The 18,189-nt window shown below is 57.5% G+C and carries 14 protein-coding genes; 5 read left to right on the top strand and 9 right to left on the bottom strand.

The genetic code is table 11. From position 1 onward, the window contains the following. Window positions 1-50: 50 nt before the first annotated feature. On the bottom strand, window positions 51-1,187 hold the full coding sequence (locus H6G07_RS00595; protein ID WP_073606901.1) for an SLBB domain-containing protein: 1,137 nt from the start codon (window positions 1,185-1,187) through the stop codon (window positions 51-53). A 133-nt stretch (window positions 1,188-1,320) separates the two neighbouring features. Next, window positions 1,321-2,112: a peptidylprolyl isomerase gene (locus tag H6G07_RS00590; RefSeq protein ID WP_338420674.1), complete on the bottom strand. Its 792-nt coding sequence runs from the start codon at window positions 2,110-2,112 to the stop codon at window positions 1,321-1,323. A gap of 213 nt (window positions 2,113-2,325) precedes the next feature. Between H6G07_RS00590 and H6G07_RS00585 the strand changes: the two genes are divergently transcribed. Next, window positions 2,326-3,258, top strand: a complete 933-nt coding sequence (locus H6G07_RS00585) for an isopenicillin N synthase family dioxygenase (protein WP_073606903.1) — start codon at window positions 2,326-2,328, stop codon at window positions 3,256-3,258. A gap of 83 nt (window positions 3,259-3,341) precedes the next feature. On the opposite strand, the gene H6G07_RS00580 is transcribed toward H6G07_RS00585, so the two are convergent. Further along, complete coding sequence (locus H6G07_RS00580) at window positions 3,342-4,817, bottom strand: site-2 protease family protein (protein WP_073607067.1); 1,476 nt, start codon at window positions 4,815-4,817, stop codon at window positions 3,342-3,344. Between the two features lie 246 nt (window positions 4,818-5,063). On the opposite strand from H6G07_RS00580, the gene H6G07_RS00575 reads away from it, so the two are divergent. Further along, window positions 5,064-6,359, top strand: a complete 1,296-nt coding sequence (locus tag H6G07_RS00575) for a pentapeptide repeat-containing protein (protein WP_073606904.1) — start codon at window positions 5,064-5,066, stop codon at window positions 6,357-6,359. 101 nt (window positions 6,360-6,460) lie between these two features. Here H6G07_RS00575 and H6G07_RS00570 read toward each other — a convergent pair whose 3' ends face one another. From H6G07_RS00570 to tig, 6 genes are all read right to left on the bottom strand, one after another. Beyond that, window positions 6,461-7,360 (bottom strand): transglutaminase family protein, encoded by a 900-nt coding sequence (locus tag H6G07_RS00570; RefSeq protein ID WP_073606905.1) that lies wholly within the window; start codon window positions 7,358-7,360, stop codon window positions 6,461-6,463. Between the two features lie 25 nt (window positions 7,361-7,385). Then, window positions 7,386-8,699, bottom strand: coding sequence for an adenosylmethionine--8-amino-7-oxononanoate transaminase (gene bioA, locus H6G07_RS00565; RefSeq protein WP_242026560.1), 1,314 nt, complete (start codon window positions 8,697-8,699; stop codon window positions 7,386-7,388). A 41-nt stretch (window positions 8,700-8,740) separates the two neighbouring features. Next, the gene (locus H6G07_RS00560) at window positions 8,741-9,595 is read right to left on the bottom strand and encodes an alpha/beta fold hydrolase (RefSeq protein ID WP_073606907.1); all 855 of its coding nucleotides are present in this window, start codon (window positions 9,593-9,595) and stop codon (window positions 8,741-8,743) included. 2 nt (window positions 9,596-9,597) lie between these two features. After that, entirely contained in the window at window positions 9,598-10,938 is a 1,341-nt protein-coding gene (gene clpX / locus H6G07_RS00555; RefSeq protein WP_073606908.1) for an ATP-dependent protease ATP-binding subunit ClpX, read from the bottom strand. A 12-nt stretch (window positions 10,939-10,950) separates the two neighbouring features. Further along, the gene (clpP, locus tag H6G07_RS00550; RefSeq protein WP_073606909.1) at window positions 10,951-11,640 is read right to left on the bottom strand and encodes an ATP-dependent Clp endopeptidase proteolytic subunit ClpP; all 690 of its coding nucleotides are present in this window, start codon (window positions 11,638-11,640) and stop codon (window positions 10,951-10,953) included. Window positions 11,641-11,835: 195 nt separating this feature from the next. Beyond that, window positions 11,836-13,323, bottom strand: coding sequence for a trigger factor (gene tig / locus H6G07_RS00545; RefSeq protein WP_073606910.1), 1,488 nt, complete (start codon window positions 13,321-13,323; stop codon window positions 11,836-11,838). A gap of 312 nt (window positions 13,324-13,635) precedes the next feature. Between tig and H6G07_RS00540 the strand changes: the two genes are divergently transcribed. From H6G07_RS00540 to H6G07_RS00530, 3 genes are all read left to right on the top strand, one after another. Continuing rightward, the gene (locus H6G07_RS00540; RefSeq protein ID WP_073606911.1) at window positions 13,636-14,664 is read left to right on the top strand and encodes an aspartate-semialdehyde dehydrogenase; all 1,029 of its coding nucleotides are present in this window, start codon (window positions 13,636-13,638) and stop codon (window positions 14,662-14,664) included. A 312-nt stretch (window positions 14,665-14,976) separates the two neighbouring features. Then, window positions 14,977-15,885 carry a 4-hydroxy-tetrahydrodipicolinate synthase gene (gene dapA / locus H6G07_RS00535; RefSeq protein WP_073606912.1) on the top strand — a complete coding sequence of 303 codons (909 nt, stop codon included), beginning with the start codon at window positions 14,977-14,979 and terminating at the stop codon, window positions 15,883-15,885. A gap of 419 nt (window positions 15,886-16,304) precedes the next feature. Continuing rightward, on the top strand, window positions 16,305-18,188 hold the full coding sequence (locus H6G07_RS00530; RefSeq protein WP_073606913.1) for a ribonuclease J: 1,884 nt from the start codon (window positions 16,305-16,307) through the stop codon (window positions 18,186-18,188). The last annotated feature ends 1 nt before the right edge of the window (window position 18,189 follow it).

Genomic DNA, 18,189 nt, shown 5'->3' with positions numbered 1-18,189 from the left:
CTAAACTACGAGTTTTTGGGTGGGGTGGAGACGGTATTCGAGGCGCGAGATTAAAACCCCAGCAGCCTCAAGACAGTAGTCAGAGACGTAAAGGGACGCAGAAAGAGTCCTAGGGTGTCGCCAGTGGCAGCGGCGATATTGCGATCCACAATCACCACGTCGTTGGGGCGCAGTATTGGGTTGGTAGTGTCGTTAGCCGCTGCAGATAGATCAACATCTACGGTGCGTTGGTCAACACTGCCGTCGGGGTTAAGCCGAACTAGCTTGACCGTAGAACTTTGGGCCCGGCTACTCTCAAATCCGCCTGCGGCTAAAATGGCTTGGTTTAGGGTGGCGTTGGCGGGCAGTGTTACCCCACCGGGACTCGCCACTTCACCTACTACCTGAACCGGTATTTCTGCTGGAGAAAAGTTGGCGCTAGAGATCGCTACGGACTCCTCGGGCAAAATCGCTATGGCTTGCGGAATCACAATGGTGTCGCCGTCGCGCAGGCGCACGTCTTGGCTGATGTCGCCCGTGCGAATTAGCTCCCACAGACTGGTGGTCAGAATGGCTTCACCCTGGCGCTGGGGCCGCCGCACCTGAATATCTTTGATGTTGGCCTGCTGGGTAATGCCCCCCGCTTCTTGAATCACCTGGGTGAGGGTGGGCCACTGGCGACCGGCCCCAGCGCTGGCCCCGCTGGCCTCGGCCTCTAGCTCAATGGTGTAGGTGCCGGGGCGGTTGACTTCGCCAGCTACCACCACCCGCACCGGGCGGGCCGACAGCAGCGTGACGGTGAGCTGGGGCGGACGGGTCAGCAACGGAGCATAGCTGGCGGTTAGGGCCGCTTGGGTTTCTGCCAGGGTCAGCCCCTGCACGGCTACTACTCCGGCTATAGGAAGAGACAATGTGCCGTCAACCAGCACCTCATGGGTACCGTTTTCGGGGCCGCTAAACTCTGGGATATTAAAAATATCGATGCGAATGCGATCGCCCGGTCCCAGCACATAGGCCTCAGGAAAACTCCCCTCAGCTGTGTCTAATCCAGGTCGTGGCCTTTGAATAGTTAACGGAGTAGCCTCTTCTGGCTCTGTTGAGTTATTTAGGGGCAGGGTTTCTGCCAGGGCTCTACCAGCTAAGCCACTGAAGGTGGCGGCGACCATCAGCACCCCCATTCCCCAGTCCATCGGTCGAAAGCGGGTCATAGTTGACCTCCTTAGGCTGTCCGGACAATCGTATCAATATGTTACGGGTGTACCCCGAGTTCATGATGGGCGATCGGTCTAGGTTTGACCTCCGTAGTTCGCAAAGGTTTACTTTCGCAAAAAATAGGCCCGGCTAGTTGTTTTGAATTGGCAGAGACTTCGCTCCTGAGATGGCGTTGGCCTGAAGCTCTCGCTGCACTTGCTCAGCTAGCCAGGTGTTAAATAGCTCATCGATCAGGCGTTGGCGAGTGACGTCATCCAAGCGGGCCGGCAAAAACTTCTCCAGACGCACTACCACAAACCATTCGCCGACGCGGGTCGGGGGCCAGAGCTGCTCAGGCTGGCTAATGGAGAGAATCCGGGCCAGGGCCGGGTGCGGTACCGATAGCTCTACGGGGCCAATCAGGCCTCCGGTTTGGGCTTCTTGCCCTTCGGAATACTGGCGGGCTAGGTCGGCTAAGGGTTGGCCGTCGTCTTTGATGCGAAAGTAAAGCTCTTGGGCCAGGCCCGCATCGCGGGTGCGAATTAGGGAGTACAGCACCCGATCGAGGTGACCCTTGCGCTGCAAAAAATGAGACTCGACTTGGTGGCCCCAGGTGTCGAGCTTATACTGCTGAAGCTTTTGAGCCCGCTGGGCTAAGGCTAAAAGATCGCCCTCGCTCAGTCCCCGCTGGGCTAAAAACCCCTGCTGCTGCTCGGGAGTCGTCACCTGATTGGCCTGCAAAAATTGATCTAGGGCTTGGGCGCTTTGCTCTGGGGCGATGGCGATCGCTGCGATCGCCTGGTCAATCACCAGTTCTTTGATCAGAGCTGGCATCATGCCGTAACGCTGTAGCCGCGACACAGCCTCGGCGGCAGTCATCACCTGATCGCCGATGTGCAGCATTGGACTGGGCTCTTGGTTAGCAGGACTGTTCACAGACACCAAAACGTTAGCAAGCTACGTAGCCCAACCTTATCGCATTATGCTAAGGCGTTTCGGTTAATTAAACCGTTTGATCGCTAAGTTTAGCCAAATCCAGGTGGTTCTTCGCTGTCGCCCGCCTGTCTAAAAACAGCAATTCTGGGTCAGTTATTGACCCTTGACTAGGCTGCTACAATCCAGCCAACCTATTTACTTCTCTCTAAGGATCACACCATGACCCGGCCGCCCATTCCTGTGGTGTCTTACGCAGATTTAATCGGCCCTACGGCGGTACGACAGGAGGCGATCGCAACCCTAGGCCAGGCCCTAGAAGACCTTGGCTTTTTTATTTTGGAGCCCCACCCGGTGTCGCCGGAGGTGGTGCGGCGAGCCTACCAAGACGCTGCAAAGTTCTTTGCCCTACCCGATGCCGCCAAAACCCAGTACTCCCTACCCCAGCATGGCGGGCAAGGAGGGTTTTCAAACTTTGGCAGTGAGCAGGCCAAGGGCCACACCCTACCCGATCTAAAAGAATTTTGGCACGTCAACCGCCACAGTCTCACTGCCCCCGACTCGCCCTGGCCCCAAGAGGTGCCCTCCTTTCGCCCGGTGATGACCCGCCTATATGAACAACTCATGGCCTGCGCGGAAGTGCTGTTGGCAGCTTGCAGCGACTATCTAGGCCAGCCCAGCGACTGGCTGGTGGCCATGGCCAGCGGCGGCAACACAGTGCTGCGCCTAGCCCACTATCCACCCGTCGGTCAACCCGCCGCCGGTAGTCTGCGGGCCGCCCCCCACGAAGATATCAATCTCATTACCCTACTCTGCGAGGCTACTGCACCAGGGCTTGAAATTCTTACCCAGGACGGGCAGTGGCTGCCGATTAAAACTACCCCCGGTCAAATCGTGGTCGATACGGGCGACATGCTGCAAAACCTCACCAATGGGCTGTTTAGAAGCACTACCCATCGGGTAGTCAATCCTCAACCCAGCAACCAGGCCCGCCTATCAATGCCGTTTTTTGTGCATCCCCGCCCTGAGATTGACTTAACTCCGGTAGATAGTTTGGTCGATCGCACTGGAGGAATGCCTCAGTTCCCGCCGATTACTGCCGCCGCCTATTTGGCCCGGCGACTGGGGGAGATTCAGGTAGAGCCGGTGGGGTAGGGAGTAGGGAGTGGATGGGTGGGTAAGTGGGTGCTGGCCGAACAACCTATTCACTTACCCCCCACCCTTCACCCCCCACCCCATCACGTCCCAATCCCTAGGCGACCGGCCAAGCTGGGGGTCAGGGGCAGCAGCACCGTCAGAGCTAAAAACAGGGCCAGTAGCCCTAGGGCGGCGCGGGCATCGTTGGGTTCAGAAATATCGTTGAGGCAGGGGCGCTCCAGGGTGCGCTGCAAGATCACAATCACCCCGGCCCAGTAGAGGGCGAGGGGGTTGGCCAAGGCCACCAGGGCCAGCACCACCAGGGTAAACACCGTGGTGCGATTGGCGGTTTTGCGGCCATAGATCGCCTGCACCATGCGGCCTCCGTCGAGCTGCCCGGCGGGCATCAGGTTGAGGGCAGTAATCACCAGCCCCAGCCAACCCATGATGGTGAGCGGGTGAATATCGACCAGGGGCGCTTGCAGCGCCGAGCCTAGCACTACCTTAGCTAGAGCCCCAATCAGCACTGACCCCTGAAAGAACCCGGAGGGAATTTGAAAGGCGCTGCCGGGGTGCGACAGCAGCAGCCCGCCCACCAGCATCGCCAGGGAAACAATGCCCCCGGCGGCAGGCCCGGCCAGGGAAATGTCAAACAGTACGCTGCGGTTGGCCAGCAGGGACTCAAACCGGGTGAGGCTACCAAAGGCCCCAATCTGCCAGGCGGGGATGAAGAAAGGCGGGCTGAGGCGCACCCCGTAGCGACGGGCGGCAATCCAGTGGCCCGATTCGTGGCTGAGCAGGATGACTAGCAGTGCCACCAAAAAGGGCAGGGCCGCCTGCCAGCGTGAAAAGTCTTGTAGCAGGTCAAAGCCCTGCAAAATCGCTCCGGCTTCTAGGCCGGTGAAAATAGTGGCGATCGCCAGCCCTCCCGCCAGGGCCCACTGGGCCGGGGTGGTTTTGACCGGGTCATTGCTGGCGGGCAGCACCACCACCGTGGGCTTTTGCTCCAGATTTTCGACGAGAAACAGCCGGTAGCGATCGCCCAGCCGCTCTCGTAAGGATTCTGCCAGCTTGGCCTGGGTAGCCGCTGGTTCACCCCGCAGGTTGCCGCGAAAAATCGCCCCCTGGTCGTAGGGAATCGTCTCGGTGCGAAAGTAGGTGTCGAGGCCAAAGATACCTTCGATCTGCGCCAAATCTTCGGCGGGAATGGCGATCGCCGCTGGGGCGGTCGGGGCTGCGCTAGGTTGATCGAGGGGCTCCAGGCGATCGGTGGCCTCGGGGGGAGAGTCCATCGCTGGCGCTGGCCGCTGGGTCGAGAGCATGTCCTGGCCTAGGGCGCGCAGCCGTCGTCCCAAATAGATGTAGATGCCCGTAGATCCCAGCAGCAGCAGCAGCACCCCCGCCAGGTTGACGTAAATACCCAAGGCAAATAGACCAAAAAACAGCAGCCACGGGGCCATTAGCACCAGCGATTGCAGCCAGGCCAAAATGCCCACGGTGCCGTAGGGCCGTGCTCGGCGATAGCCCCAGACTAAAATCGCGATCGCAGCCAGCAAAATTAACCCAGTAATCACCATAGTGCCGCTGCCCCTACCCTCCTCGACATGTGCTGAAATGCCCGTTTTGGCGGGCAAAATCCCCATCAGTCTACCGTCGATGGGCCGGAGCCGACTAGTCAGGGCCAGCCGCCCCAACCGATTAGCGGGGGCAAACCCACCCCAATGGCTGTAGTTCCAAGATTAAGGTGCTTAAATGTAGCCAGACAATTGCCCATTGCCGCCGTATCCCAGGGGCCTGTCGATCTTGCTCACTGTTGCGCGCCCATGACTCCCCCGCCCCCCGACCCTGCCCAGCCTCCGCTACCGACATCTATCCCAGACAACGGCGCTGGTGCGACTCCAGGTCAGCTCGTCGTGCAATCTAACCCAAGCGACGGTGCGACAGGGAATCCTCCGGCAGCCGCTCGGCTGGATGTAGACCCCTCCGACCCTATGAATGTCGATCCCCTGCTGGTTGACACCACAGTCACCTCAGCTAGCGCTATCACCATCGTGGCGGTGGCGGTAATTGGGCTGGGGCTGATCGTTGGCAGTTTTTGGCTCACCCTGGCCGGGTCGTTGGTGGCTACTCTGGTATCGATTCGGCTGATGTGGCCCTTTTTTCAGGAGGTGCTAGGAGAGCTGTCGGCCCGGCAGCAGTCGCTGCTGATCGCCATTCCTGGGGTGCTGATTGGGCTGGCGGGGCTGATGAATATCACCGGTATCAACCGCGCCATCTTGACCTGGGGGCTGACCCTGCGGTGGGATATTTTGGGAGCCTTAGGAGATTTTTTGGGGGCGATCGGGCAAATTTTCATTGCCTTTTTGGCTCTGTTTGTGGCCTGGCGGCAGTACGTCATCTCCCGCGACCTGACCAAGCAGCAAAACCTGATTACCCAGCAGCAGACCATTGATGCCTACTTTCAGGGCATTTCAGAACTGGTGCTCGATGACGAAGGTCTGCTCGAAGACTGGCCCCAGGAACGTATCATCGCCGAAGCCCGCACCGCCGCCATTCTCAGCAGCGTCGATGCTGGCGGCAAGGCCAAGGTGGTGCGCTTCCTCTCTCGCTCGAAGCTGCTCACCCCCCTGCGCCGCGACAATCGCCTGGGCCGCCCCATCCTCGATGGTCGGGGGGGCTACGAAGAAGACCGGCTGAGTGGCACCCGCGTCATCGACCTGGGAGCTATGCTGGCCGCCGCCGACCTGTCGGGCACCGACCTGCGCTGGGCCGACCTCAGCGAAACCAATCTGATTCGCGCCGATCTGCGCCGGGCCGACTTGGTGAGAACCAATTTCGCCCGCTCCATTTTGTACCAGGCCAATCTGTCTGGGGCCGACCTGATGGAGGCGCGACTGTTTTATGGAGATGCGGCCACCGCCACCCCTCGCACCCGCACCGGCGCACCCGACTATGTCACTGGAGCCAACACCGGAGCCGTAGTCGAAGGGGCCAACTTTAGCGGCGTGTACCGCCTATCTGAAGAACAGCGCCGCTACATCGGTGCCTGGGGCGGTGAGGCCACCCGCGCTACAGTTCCTGGCGGCTGTGCGGATATTCCCAATCTGCTGGGGCGGTAGGAGGGGATGAATGAAATTAGTTTTGAAGGTTGAGTTTTGAGTTTTGAATTAAAGCCTGACTGCAAGAACTCAAAACTGAGAACTCAAAACTCAAAATTTTCTCACTTAAACTCCGGCGTTGCCCCCAGCTTACGCACCGCCACCGAAACTTCCATACCCAGGTAGTCGCTGGCCTCGCCAAACCATGAGCCAGCGAGGGGAATTGCCTGGCCGGGGTGGCGAGCGATCGCCACCGCGATCAAATCAAACCCTTCAGTCAGGCGGTTGGTGGGGTCGTACACCAGCCACCCCGCCCCCGGTAAATAGACCTGGAGCCAGGCGTGGGTGGCCCCTGAGCCGGTCATGCCCACATCGCCGCCATCGAGGGCCGAGTCATACAGGTAGCCCGACACAAACCGACAGGCTATCCCCAGCCGCCGCAGGGCTTCCATCATCAGCCAGGCGTAGTCTCGGCAGGTGCCCGACTTCAGCCGCAGGGTTTCCCCTGGCGGCTGGGTGCCCTCCTCTGCCCGCGATCGGTAAGTAATGGTGTCGCGAATGGTGTTCATGATGCGGCTCAGAATGTCGCTGGTGCGATCGCGATCGCCTGCCACAAAGCTCTTGGCCCAGGCTGCCACTGAGCCATTGGGGTCTTCGGCGTGGGGCCGCAGATATACCGCTAAATCTGTCCACTCGTCGGGGGTATACTGCACTGGTACCTCCTCTGCCCTGGGGTCGAGGGGAAAGTTATCAATGCCCTTAGTGCCAAAGTGTTCGCCCCGAAACCGGCAGGTAAAGGTCAGTTCTTGAGCCGGTGCGCCGATGTCAATCACCGCCACATTGTTCGAAAGAGTGTCGCTGACCCAGTGCACCTTAGCAGGCACGTTGATGTCTAGGGAATATTCCAGGAGTCGCCCACTGTAGTTGCCCCGGGGTAAAAACATCGCCTTATGGGGGCCAAAGGTGACGGGCTTAGCGTAGCGGTAGGTGGTGACGTGCTCAACTTCGTAAATCACCGACATGGATAGTCCTAGAATGGGGCTTCGTTTATTGCTGGCTCAGAATCGCATAAATCGCCTGGGTAATCTGCCGCAGTTGCTCGGGTTCAATGATATAGGGCGGCATCGTGTAGACCAGCCGGCCAAAGGGGCGCAGCCACACCCCCTGCTGCACAAACTGGGGCTGCACCACCGCCATATCTACCGGCTCATGCAGTTCGACAACGCCGATCGCTCCCAAGATCCGCACATCCTTCACCGCTGGCAGATCGCGGCAGGGGGTTAGCTCCTGCTTGAGCTGGGTTTCGATGGCGCATATCTTCTCGGCCCAGTCGTAGCTTTCCAACAGGTTCAGGTTTTCTAAGGCCACCGCGCAGGCGAGGGGGTTACCCATAAATGTGGGGCCGTGCATAAAAACTCCCGCTTCCCCCTGGGCAAAGGTTTCGCTAATGTGATCGGTGGTTAGGGTAGCTGCTAGGGACATAAATCCGCCCGTGAGAGCTTTGCCGACGCAGAGAATATCTGGCGTGACGTCTGCGTATTCGCAGGCAAACAGTTTGCCCGTGCGGCCAAAGCCTGTGGCGATTTCATCAAGGATTAGGAGGATGTTGTAGCGATCGCACAGTTCCCGCGCCCGCCGCACATACTGCGGGCTATAAAACCGCATGCCTCCTGCCCCCTGCACCACCGGCTCAAAAATCGCGGCGGCAATCTCGCCAGGGTGGCGCTGCAAAATCGCCTCAAAGCTTGCAATATCTGCCTCATCCCACACCCCCTCAAAGGGAATCTGGGGCGCATCGGCAAAATACTGCTCCACCAGGCTGTTGCGAAACAGGTGGTGCATGCCGTTCACTGGGTCACACACCGCCATGGCCGCAAAGGTGTCGCCGTGGTAGCCATTGCGAATCGTCAGAAAGTGCTGTTTCTGCGGTTCTCCCCGGTTGTGCCAGTACTGGATGGCTAGCTTCATGGCCACTTCTACCGCCACCGAGCCAGAATCGCAGAAAAACACCTGTTGTAAGGGTTCTGGCGTGATCTGCACTAGCTTATGGGCGAGCTGCACGGCGGGCTGGTGAGTCAGCCCGCCAAACATGACGTGGCTCATGTGCCCCATTTGTTCTTGGGCCGCCCGGTTCAGCCGGGGGTGGTTGTAGCCGTGAATGCAAGTCCACCACGACGACATGCCATCGACCAAGCGCTCCCCGGTTTCTAGCTCTAGATAGACTCCCTGGGCCGATCGCACCGCAAACACCGGCCCAGTATTGGGCATTGGCGCGTAGGGATGCCACACATGGCGGCGATCGAGCGCTATAAGTTCATCAATCGGCAGCGCATCCATAAATCGTAGGGTGTACAACGCCAAGGCGCGGCTTCGCCAACGCAAAGCAGTGCACCGTAGAAAGTCTAGGCAAGAAACCTATCAACGTATCCCAAATAGGTCTCTGGGTCTTCCAGCATCGGGAAATGCCCAGTGTTCTTGACCAGGGCATACTCAACCTTCGGGTTTAAAGCTGCCGCCGTGCGCCCCAGCTCCGCCGGGGTGATTTGGTCGAATTCGCCCGAAACCAACAGGGTCGGTACGCTAATTTTGGCAAACTCTACCGGCATGACTTCGGTGGCTTTCTTACTCACCGAGGTAAAAATAGTGCCCAACGCCGTGGCGTAGTCGGCGGTTAAGAAATCGTCTAAAAACGCAATTTTCTCGGCGGCGGGAATGGGGCGGCTGAGGAACCGGGCCATAAAGAAGCGCGGGGCCAAGGGAATCTTCCCGAGCCACTTGGGCCGAAAGGCCACCACATAGCCGCCAAATTTGTAGAACGCCTCAAAGGCGGCTTTGTCGTACTCGAAAATGCCGTTGCAGGTCAGAATGGCGCGATCGCACAGCTCCGGGTACTGATTCAAAAAGTACACTGCCACCGACGCCCCCATGGAGTGGGCGTTGATCGAAACCTTGGGCAGGTTCAGCGCCTTCAACAGCTCGGCCAAATCGTCCGCGTAGGTATCTAGCTCGTAGCCTCGCGCCGCAGCCGCCTCCTGCTGATCGGGAGCGAGACGCGATCGCCCAAACCCGCGCATGTCGTAGAGCAGGCAGTCATAGCGATCGCTCAACGCTGCCGCCGTACTTTGCCAATAGCGGGCCGACCCGGCCCAGCCGTGGATGAAGACCATCACCGGCTTCGAAGAACTGGGGTCGCGGGGCGTATTGGTGCCGACCCACTCGTAGTAATGGTTAACCTGGTTGACGTCAATGTAGGGCATGGCTAAGCAGATTCGGGCTTAGGCATAGACGAGGGATGCAGCAGCAGGTCAGCGGTAGACCGCTGCTCCACCATTTCGCGGGTGATCGTGCAGCGCTTCAGGTCTTTGCGTGAGGGCAGCTCATACATAATGTCGAGCATCAGCTCTTCGATAATGCCACGCAGGGCACGGGCTCCGGTCTTGCGGCGATAGGCTTCCCGGGCGATCGCCCGCAGCGCGTCCGGCTTAAACTCAAGCTGCACGTTGTCCATCACCATCAGCTTTTGGAACTGCTTCACCAGCGCGTTCTTCGGCTCGGTCAAAATCGCCATCAGCGACTCTTCATCTAGCGGCTCTAGCACCGAGGTGGCCGGAATGCGGCCAATAAATTCAGGTATGAGGCCAAACTTCACCAGATCGTCAGGCTCTAGATTACGCAGCACGTCAGCGGTACGCTTTTCGCGGGAGAATTGCCCTTCGCCCGGCTGCACAAAGCCAATCGATTTCTTGCCAATCCGCTGTTCAACAATTTTTTCTAACCCAACGAAAGCACCGCCGCAGATAAACAAAATATTGCTGGTGTCGATCTGAATGCAGTCTTGGTAGGGGTGCTTGCGCCCTCCCTGGGGCGGCACATTGGCCACGGTACCCTCCAGCATCTTCAGCAGTGCCTGCTGCACCCCCTCACCAGACACATCGCGGGTAATGGAAGGATTTTCGCTCTTGCGGGCAATTTTGTCGATCTCGTCGATGTAGATGATGCCGCGCTGGGCTTCTTCCACATCCAGGTCGGCTACCTGGAGCAGCCGCAGCAGAATATTTTCCACATCTTCGCCCACGTAGCCCGCCTCGGTCAGGGTGGTGGCGTCAGCTACGGCAAAGGGCACTTCGAGAATGCGGGCCAGGGTCTGAGCGAGCAGCGTCTTACCGCAGCCCGTAGGGCCAATCAGCAGGATATTTGACTTTTGTAGCTCAACAAGATCGTCGGCTGATTCCCCCTCAGACCCTTGCAGATAGCTGAGGCGCTTGTAGTGGTTATAAACCGCCACCGACAGTACCTTTTTAGCCTCATCTTGGCCAATGACGTGATCGTCGAGGTAATTCTTGATTTCCCGGGGCTTGGGAATTTGGTTGAGGGCGATGGCCGGAGCGGTGCGCGGGCGATCGGCGGCGGGGGTGTCGCGCCGGGGCACGGGCTGGGCGATCGCCGTACCCGAGTCAAACAGCTCTTCGTCTAAAATTTCGTTGCACAGGTCAACACACTCGTCACAGATGTAGACCCCCGGCCCCGCAATCAACTTGCGCACCTGCTCCTGAGACTTGCCACAAAACGAGCACTTAAGATGGGAGTCGTACTTAGACATAAAATAATGACCCTAGTTTAGTGCAGTCATAGTAGGGGCGGTGGGAAGATATTGCTGCTCAACAACATCGTCAATTAGCCCATAGGCTTTGGCTTCGACGGCAGACATATAAAAGTCGCGCTCGGTGTCAGTCTCGATGCGCTCCATTGGCTGCCCAGTATGGTGAGAAATCAGCTCATTCAGCCGGTTCTTGTGATAGAGAATCTCCCTCGCCTGAATCTCGATATCCACGGCCTGGCCCTGGGCACCCCCTAGGGGCTGGTGAATCATAATCCGCGAACTCGGCAGGGAAAGGCGCTTGCCCTTTGCCCCCGCGCAGAGCAGGAACGCACCCATGCTGGCAGCAAGCCCAAAGCAAATCGTCACCACGTCGGGGCGAATTTGCTGCATGGTGTCGTAGATCGCCATGCCCGCTGTTACAGAACCACCTGGAGAGTTGATGTAAAGCTGCACATCCTTTTCGGGGTCCTCAGCATCTAGATACAGCAGCTGAGCAACGATAGAGTCAGCTACCTCATCCATCACCGGAGTGCCCAAGAACACAATGCGCTCCCGCAACAGGCGAGAATAGATGTCAAACGCCCGCTCCCCCCGCCCCGATTGCTCTACAACAACGGGCAGCATGCTGCGAACCTGGTTAGCACTCAGGGCAGACTGGCTCAAGCTCAAGATAGGGCTACTCAATGGGTTCGATGCAATCATAATGGGTTTGCGCGAGATTTCAAGGGCTTAGGAATATTGCGTTACGGTCAGAGGGCTAGAGCACCCGACGCTGGGCTAGATGTTTCAGACTAACAAGCCATCGGTTAGCCTACCCGACATTATGCCCCAAAAATTTAGGTTCACGGGGTGGGCTAACCGATGGCGTGCTGAATCTATAGGCAAGTGCCAACGGTTCTAGCTGTTCTTAGCCTTGCTGGCCTTGACCGGATCTGCTTCAACCGCTGCGGCATCGTCGGCTTCAACCTCAGTTGCCTCAACCTCAATGGCGTCACTACCAGAGGCATTAGTCTCGACGGCTGCGGCTTCGATAGCATCGGCTTCATCGGCGATCGCCGCCTTTTGCAGAGTCCCTTCAGGCACCAGCTCAACGGTGTTGGCTTCCTCAAGCCAGGCCAGAATTTTTTCCTGAAGCAGCTCCTCGGTTAGCACCTGCTTGAGGCGATCGGGATCGACCTGGCTGGGGTCTTCAACCTCGGCCATGGCCTCTTTAATCTTTTCTTGCAGGGCCGCTTCTTCGATCTTAATGCCCTCCTGCTTGGCTACCTCGCCCAGGGCCAAGGTGCGATGCAGGCGATCGATCGCCTCAGGACGGGTGCGCTGGCGCATGCTGTCAACCAGCTCGCGGGTCAGCATTTTGTTGACATCAATGCCCTGGCGGCTGAGCTGCATGATGGTTTGGGTGAGCAAAAAGTCCACCTCTTTTTGCACCAGCGTATTAGGGATTTCGGCCTCTAGGTGCTCCACTAGAGCTTCGATCAGGGCCGCATCTTTGTTGGCCTTGGTCTTGTCGTTGGCTTCTTCCTGGTAGCGCTCGGTCAGCGACGTGCGCAGGGCTTCGATGGTCTCAAATTCGCTGATTTCTTGAGCAAAATCGTCGTCTAGCTCAGGCAGTTCCTTCTCTTTAATTTCCTTCAGGGTGATAGAGAAGACTGCTGGCTTGCCTGCCAGGTCGGCTTGAGAGTAGTCATCGGGGAAGGGAATCTCGACATCTTTAGCCTCTTCTAGGGCCATGCCGATGATGCCTTCCACAAAACCGGGAATGAACCGCCCTTCTTCTAGCTCTACCTGGAAGTCGGTGCCAGAACCGCCTTGGAACTCTTCGAACTCGCCACTTTCGGTCTGAACTTTGCCGACAAAGTCAATTACCGCTACATCGCCAGCCTGAGCGGGGCGATCTTCGATGGGCACTAAAGTCGCAAGATTGTTCTGATATTGGGCCAGGGTGCTGTTGACCCGCTCGGGGTCTGGGAGAATTTCTTCGGCCTGGACGGATAGCCCCTTGTAAGTCTTGAGGGTAACTCTAGGGGGAACGTCTACAGAGGCCTGAATAGTAATGGGCTGACCGGGTTCGTACTGACCGATCAGCTCTTCGAAGGAGCTTTTAAGCTGGTAGTTGCCGATCGCATCAATCTCTTCCTGCTTGATGGCCTTATCGACCGCATTCTGCACCAGCTCCTCAATTACCGCTGCCTTAAACTGGGTCAACCCAACCCGCTGCAAAAAGACCTGCCGAGGCACCTTGCCCTTGCGAAAACCCGGTACATTGACCGTCCGCATCATCTTATTTAGCACCTGATCGTAGGTCTTTTGGGACAGATCAGCGGGAATTTCGATCTCTAGTCCCACCTGGCTTTCGGGCAGTACTTCCTGGGTAACTTTCATGGGGTCTTTTTGCTAACTAGACGGCGGCTGCGCGCGCTCCAAACCAGTAAGGAACTTTTGGCGCAATTAATAAGCATACTCTATCGTCACAGCCTGCTACCCATTCCTTGGCTTTAGTCCACATTTCTGAGTCCATAGGTCTTCGCCTAGAGATTGATCCGTCAACAGTCGGGTTGGCGGACGTGTGACGGCCTTGTATTTCGCGTATCCTTCGCAGCTCTGTCTGGCCAGCAGGGGCGCTGTTGGTAGGCGAAGGCAAAATGCTAGTATCGGCTGATGCAATGCATTCTGTGAGTAGGTTGAGGTAGCGCTGTGGCGAACGGGCTGAGAGTTGCGATTATGGGGGCCACCGGGGCCGTAGGGGCAGAGCTGCTAGCGCTGCTGGATGAGCGATCGTTTCCCCTCAAAGATTTGACTCTGCTGGCGTCTCCCCGGTCGGCGGGCACCACCTTGACCTTTAAGGGCGAAGCGATTCCTGTGCAGGCCCTAGGCGAAGGTTCCTTTGACGGCATTGACCTGGTGCTGGCCTCGGCGGGCGGCTCGGTGTCTGAGGAATGGTTGCCCAAGGCCGTGGCGGCAGGGGCCGTCTGCATCGATAACTCCAGTGCCTACCGCATGGATCCCTCTGTGCCCTTAGTGGTGCCTGAGGTGAACCCCGAGGCGGCCCGCACCCATCAAGGCATTATTGCTAACCCCAACTGCACCACCATTCTCATGGCCCTGGCCGTGTGGCCGCTGCACCAGGTGCAGCCCGTGCAGCGCTTGGTCGTCGCTACTTACCAGTCGGCTAGCGGAGCTGGGGCACGGGCGATGGAAGAGGTGAAGCAGCAGGCCCGCGCTATTTTGGCTGGGGAAGAGCCGGTGGCCGAGGCGTTTCCCTACCCCCTGGCGTTTAACTTGTTTCCCCACAACTCGCCCCTCAACGAGCAGGGCTACTGCCAAGAAGAAATGAAGATGGTGAATGAGACCCGCAAGATTTTTGGGGCCGACAGCCTGAGAATCTCGGCTACCTGTGTGAGGGTTCCCGTACTGCGAGCCCACTCCGAAGCGGTTAATATTGAGTTTGCAGCACCCTTCTCGCCCCAGGAGGCTAAGGCGTTACTGGCCCAGGCTCCCGGAGTCAGGGTAGTTGAGGATTGGGCGCGGAACTACTTCCCCATGCCGATGGAAGCTAGCGGCCAAGATGATGTGCTGGTGGGGCGCATCCGCCAGGATATTTCTAACCCTAACGCCCTAGAACTTTGGCTCAGCGGCGATCAAATTCGCAAGGGGGCAGCCCTAAACGCGGTGCAGATTGCTGAACTGCTGCAAGTTCCCCAAGCTGTTGGCGTCACTCACTGAGATGAGCACTCAGCGGATTCTGGAGAGTTTTCGGATGACTTTTGAGGCTAGGTCAAGCTTAGGGTGTACGCTGATCGCCTTCTAAGGATCAGTAACGAGTAGACGGCGGTAGGGTGGATAGCGCTTACATTTCTGACCTGTTGGGTTAACCCATTCCCGGAATGCGATCGCCATTCAACTCATCGACGTGATTTGCCGACTCCATGGGCTTTCTAGCCTACAATCTTCCCTAGGGCCGACCCGCTAGGGGGCAACTTGGTATAATCTCAGGGTCATTAAACTTCAAACTTCGCAGGATATAAGGCATTTCGGGTGACGTATTTTGGCAGAGTGCTAACGGCAATGGTGACGCCATTCTCTGAAGATGGCTCCGTTGACTACGCCGTGGCCGAGCGCCTGGCCGACTATTTGGTAAACAACGGCAGTGATGGGCTGGTAGTGTGCGGCACTACGGGTGAGTCACCCACTCTGAGCTGGCAGGAAGAGTATCAGCTGTACAAGACGGTGCGCGAAGCAGTGGCTGGCCGTGCTAAGGTGATCGCGGGCACAGGGTCTAACTCAACCTCTGAGGCCATTGAGGCTACCCGCCATGCCTGTGATCTAGGGCTAGATGGGTCTCTACAGGTGGTGCCCTACTACAACAAGCCCTCCCAACAGGGGCTTTATCAGCACTTTAGCCAGATTGCGGCAGCGGTGCCCGACCTGCCCATCATGCTGTACAACATTCCGGGACGTACGGGTTGTGCGCTGGCGATCGAAACCACTGCCCGCCTGGCAGAAATATCGAATATAGTAGCTATTAAGGAGGCTAGTGGAAGTTTAGACCAGGCCAGTCAAATTCGTTACTACACCCCTGCTGAGTTTGGCATCTACTCTGGGGATGACTCATTGACTCTGCCGGTGCTCTCGGTCGGCGGTTGCGGGGTTGTGAGCGTAGCCAGTCACCTAGTTGGCCCTCAGATTCAAGCTATGGTGCAGGCCTACGAAGCCGGAGAGACCCGGTTGGCCACAAAAATACATCTACAGCTATTGCCTTTGTTTAAGGTCTTGTTTGTCACCACCAATCCGGTGCCCCTGAAGGTAGCTCTAGCACAGCAGGGATGGCCGGTAGGGGCAGTGCGATCGCCCCTGTGCATGCCCGATGATGAGTCTGTGGGTATTGCGATCGCAGAGGTGCTCCAGCAGCTCTCTGACCAAGGTATTCTAGCCACCAAAGCCTAGGCTAGCAGGCCTGCTGTTAGGCCCTGAGCGGCGTATCTGGCCACCATCGTCTATCTTCAAATCGGTCTCGGCTCGCCTCCTTGGCAAGAGCTGTCTGCATCGCTAGTTTTCTAACAACTGAATAGTCTGTCTATCCTTTCGTTCTGTGTGAAACGTATTTATGGCTCTATCTGTACTGTCTATGGCCCTAGCTGCTCTACCTGTCGATGTTGCGACATCGAACTGGGCCTCAACTGCCTCCATAGTGTCTACTTTCGACAGCTAGCACGCTGATTGTGCTGCATCTTGGCAAGCAAACGGCTTTACCCATTGGCATGTAACCCAGGCTGTAAATGCCGACACGGTTAGGCTCTATCTGCCACCCATTCTTTTTTAACTGTTCAATTTTTCATCTCAATTGTTTACTGACGAGATTGTTTATGACTTCAAAATCTGCCAATACTGCCCTAAAAATCATCCCGCTGGGAGGGCTGCACGAGATCGGCAAGAACACCTGCGTTTTCGAGATCAATGACGAAATCATGCTGCTTGACGCAGGGCTAGCCTTCCCCACCGACGGTATGCACGGGGTCAATATTGTGCTGCCCGATGTCACCTATCTGCGGGAAAATCGACACAAGATCAAGGGCATGATTGTCACCCATGGTCATGAAGACCATATTGGTGGCATTGCCTTCCACCTCAAGCAATTTGACATTCCGGTAATCTACGGCCCTCGTCTGGCGATGGCCCTTTTAGAGGGCAAGCTGGAAGAGGCAGGGATGAGCGATCGCACCGAGCTACGCCCCGTGCGCCCCCGTGAAACCGTGCGAGTGGGCAACTCTTTCTTAGTCGAATACATTCGCAACACCCACTCCATCGCCGACAGCTGCTCGGTGATCATCCACACCCCCGTGGGCATTGTTATCCACACGGGCGATTTTAAGTTTGACCATACCCCCGTTGATGGCGAAACCTTCGACATTCAGAAGTTGGCAGAGGCTGGCGAAAAGGGCGTACTGTGCCTGGTGAGTGACTCTACCAACTCTGAGGTGCCGGGGCACACTCCCTCGGAGCGATCGGTTTTCCCTAACCTTGACCGCGAGTTTGGCAAGGCTAAGGGACGACTGATGGTGACGACCTTTTCATCGTCGGTTCACCGGGTCAATATGATTCTGGAGCTAGCCCAAAAGCACAACCGCAAGGTGTTTGTGGTGGGCCGCTCAATGCTCAACGTGATCGCCCACGCCCGTGACCTGGGCTATATCAAGTGCCCTGAGAGCCTGTTTTTGCCTCTCAAATCCCTAGGCCACACTGCCGATGAGAACGTGCTAATTCTCACCACCGGCTCCCAGGGCGAACCGCTAGCGGCCCTTACTCGCATCGCCGAAGACTCCCACCGGCAGATCAAGATTAAGCAAGGCGATACCGTCGTGTTTTCTGCCAACCCCATTCCTGGCAACACCATTTCGGTGGTCAACACTATCGACAAGCTGATGATGCGCGGGGCCACCGTGGTCTACGGCAAAGACAAAGGCATTCACGTCTCGGGCCACGGTGCCCAGGAAGACCAGAAGCTGATGCTAGCTCTCACCCGGCCCAAATATTTTTTGCCCGTGCACGGTGAGCACCGCATGCTAGTGAAGCACTCTCAAACCGCCCAAAGCATGGGTGTACCCGCTGAGAATATGGTGATCATCAACAATGGCGACATCGTTGAAGTTAACCCCGCAGGCATTCGCATTGCTGGTCAGGTGCCCTCGGGCATTGAGTTGGTTGATGCTTCCCGCGTTGGGGTAGTGGGCCGCGATGTGCTTAAGGAACGGCAGCAGCTAGCTGAAGATGGCCTAGTTACTATTGCGGCCACTGTGGGCAGCAACGGCAAACTAGTAGCCGACCCCACCGTGCAAATTCGCGGGGTGGCTCAGTCAATCTCCCAAGAACGCTTGCAGGGCCAGGTGAAGCAGGTGATCACCCAGGTGCTCTCAAGTCGTGGCGCAGAGCTGGTAGTGTCTAACGGCAACGGCAAGTCTGCCCTTGACCTAGATGCACTCAAAGCTGCCCTCGACCAAGACCTTCGTCGCTTGGTGCGGCGTGAGTTTGATAAGCGCGATCCCATGCTGATCTTGCTTATTCAGGGCTCTGGTGTGGCGACTGTGGTGCAGCCTCAGACCCAGACCCAATCTGACCCCAGACCTAAGGCTGAGCCTAAGGCCCAGAAAAAATCGCCACCTAAGGTTGAGGTCGAACCCCAGCCTGCGCCTCAAAGCGTAGTCACCGAGCGCCGCACCCGGACTCGGACTACGGCGGCTTCGGCTTCCTAAT

It is taken from the genome of Phormidium tenue FACHB-1052, assembly GCF_014696675.1.
Lineage (GTDB): Bacteria > Cyanobacteriota > Cyanobacteriia > Phormidesmidales > Phormidesmidaceae > Nodosilinea > Nodosilinea tenuis_A.
The sequence above is the reverse complement of the archived record's forward strand: the minus strand, read 5'-3'. Positions and strand labels throughout refer to the sequence as shown.

Excerpts from the sequence above, each read along its gene's own strand:
- H6G07_RS00570 (WP_073606905.1), bottom strand. The coding sequence starts at position 7,360 with ATGTCGGTGATTTACGAAGTTGAGCACGTCACCACCTACCGCTACGCT.
- clpX (WP_073606908.1), bottom strand. The coding sequence starts at position 10,938 with ATGTCTAAGTACGACTCCCATCTTAAGTGCTCGTTTTGTGGCAAGTCT.
- H6G07_RS00585 (WP_073606903.1), top strand. The coding sequence starts at position 2,326 with ATGACCCGGCCGCCCATTCCTGTGGTGTCTTACGCAGATTTAATCGGC.
- H6G07_RS00595 (WP_073606901.1), bottom strand. The coding sequence starts at position 1,187 with ATGACCCGCTTTCGACCGATGGACTGGGGAATGGGGGTGCTGATGGTC.
- H6G07_RS00575 (WP_073606904.1), top strand. The coding sequence starts at position 5,064 with ATGACTCCCCCGCCCCCCGACCCTGCCCAGCCTCCGCTACCGACATCT.
- tig (WP_073606910.1), bottom strand. The coding sequence starts at position 13,323 with ATGAAAGTTACCCAGGAAGTACTGCCCGAAAGCCAGGTGGGACTAGAG.
- H6G07_RS00560 (WP_073606907.1), bottom strand. The coding sequence starts at position 9,595 with ATGCCCTACATTGACGTCAACCAGGTTAACCATTACTACGAGTGGGTC.
- H6G07_RS00530 (WP_073606913.1), top strand. The coding sequence starts at position 16,305 with ATGACTTCAAAATCTGCCAATACTGCCCTAAAAATCATCCCGCTGGGA.
- H6G07_RS00580 (WP_073607067.1), bottom strand. The coding sequence starts at position 4,817 with ATGGTGATTACTGGGTTAATTTTGCTGGCTGCGATCGCGATTTTAGTC.
- clpP (WP_073606909.1), bottom strand. The coding sequence starts at position 11,640 with ATGATTGCATCGAACCCATTGAGTAGCCCTATCTTGAGCTTGAGCCAG.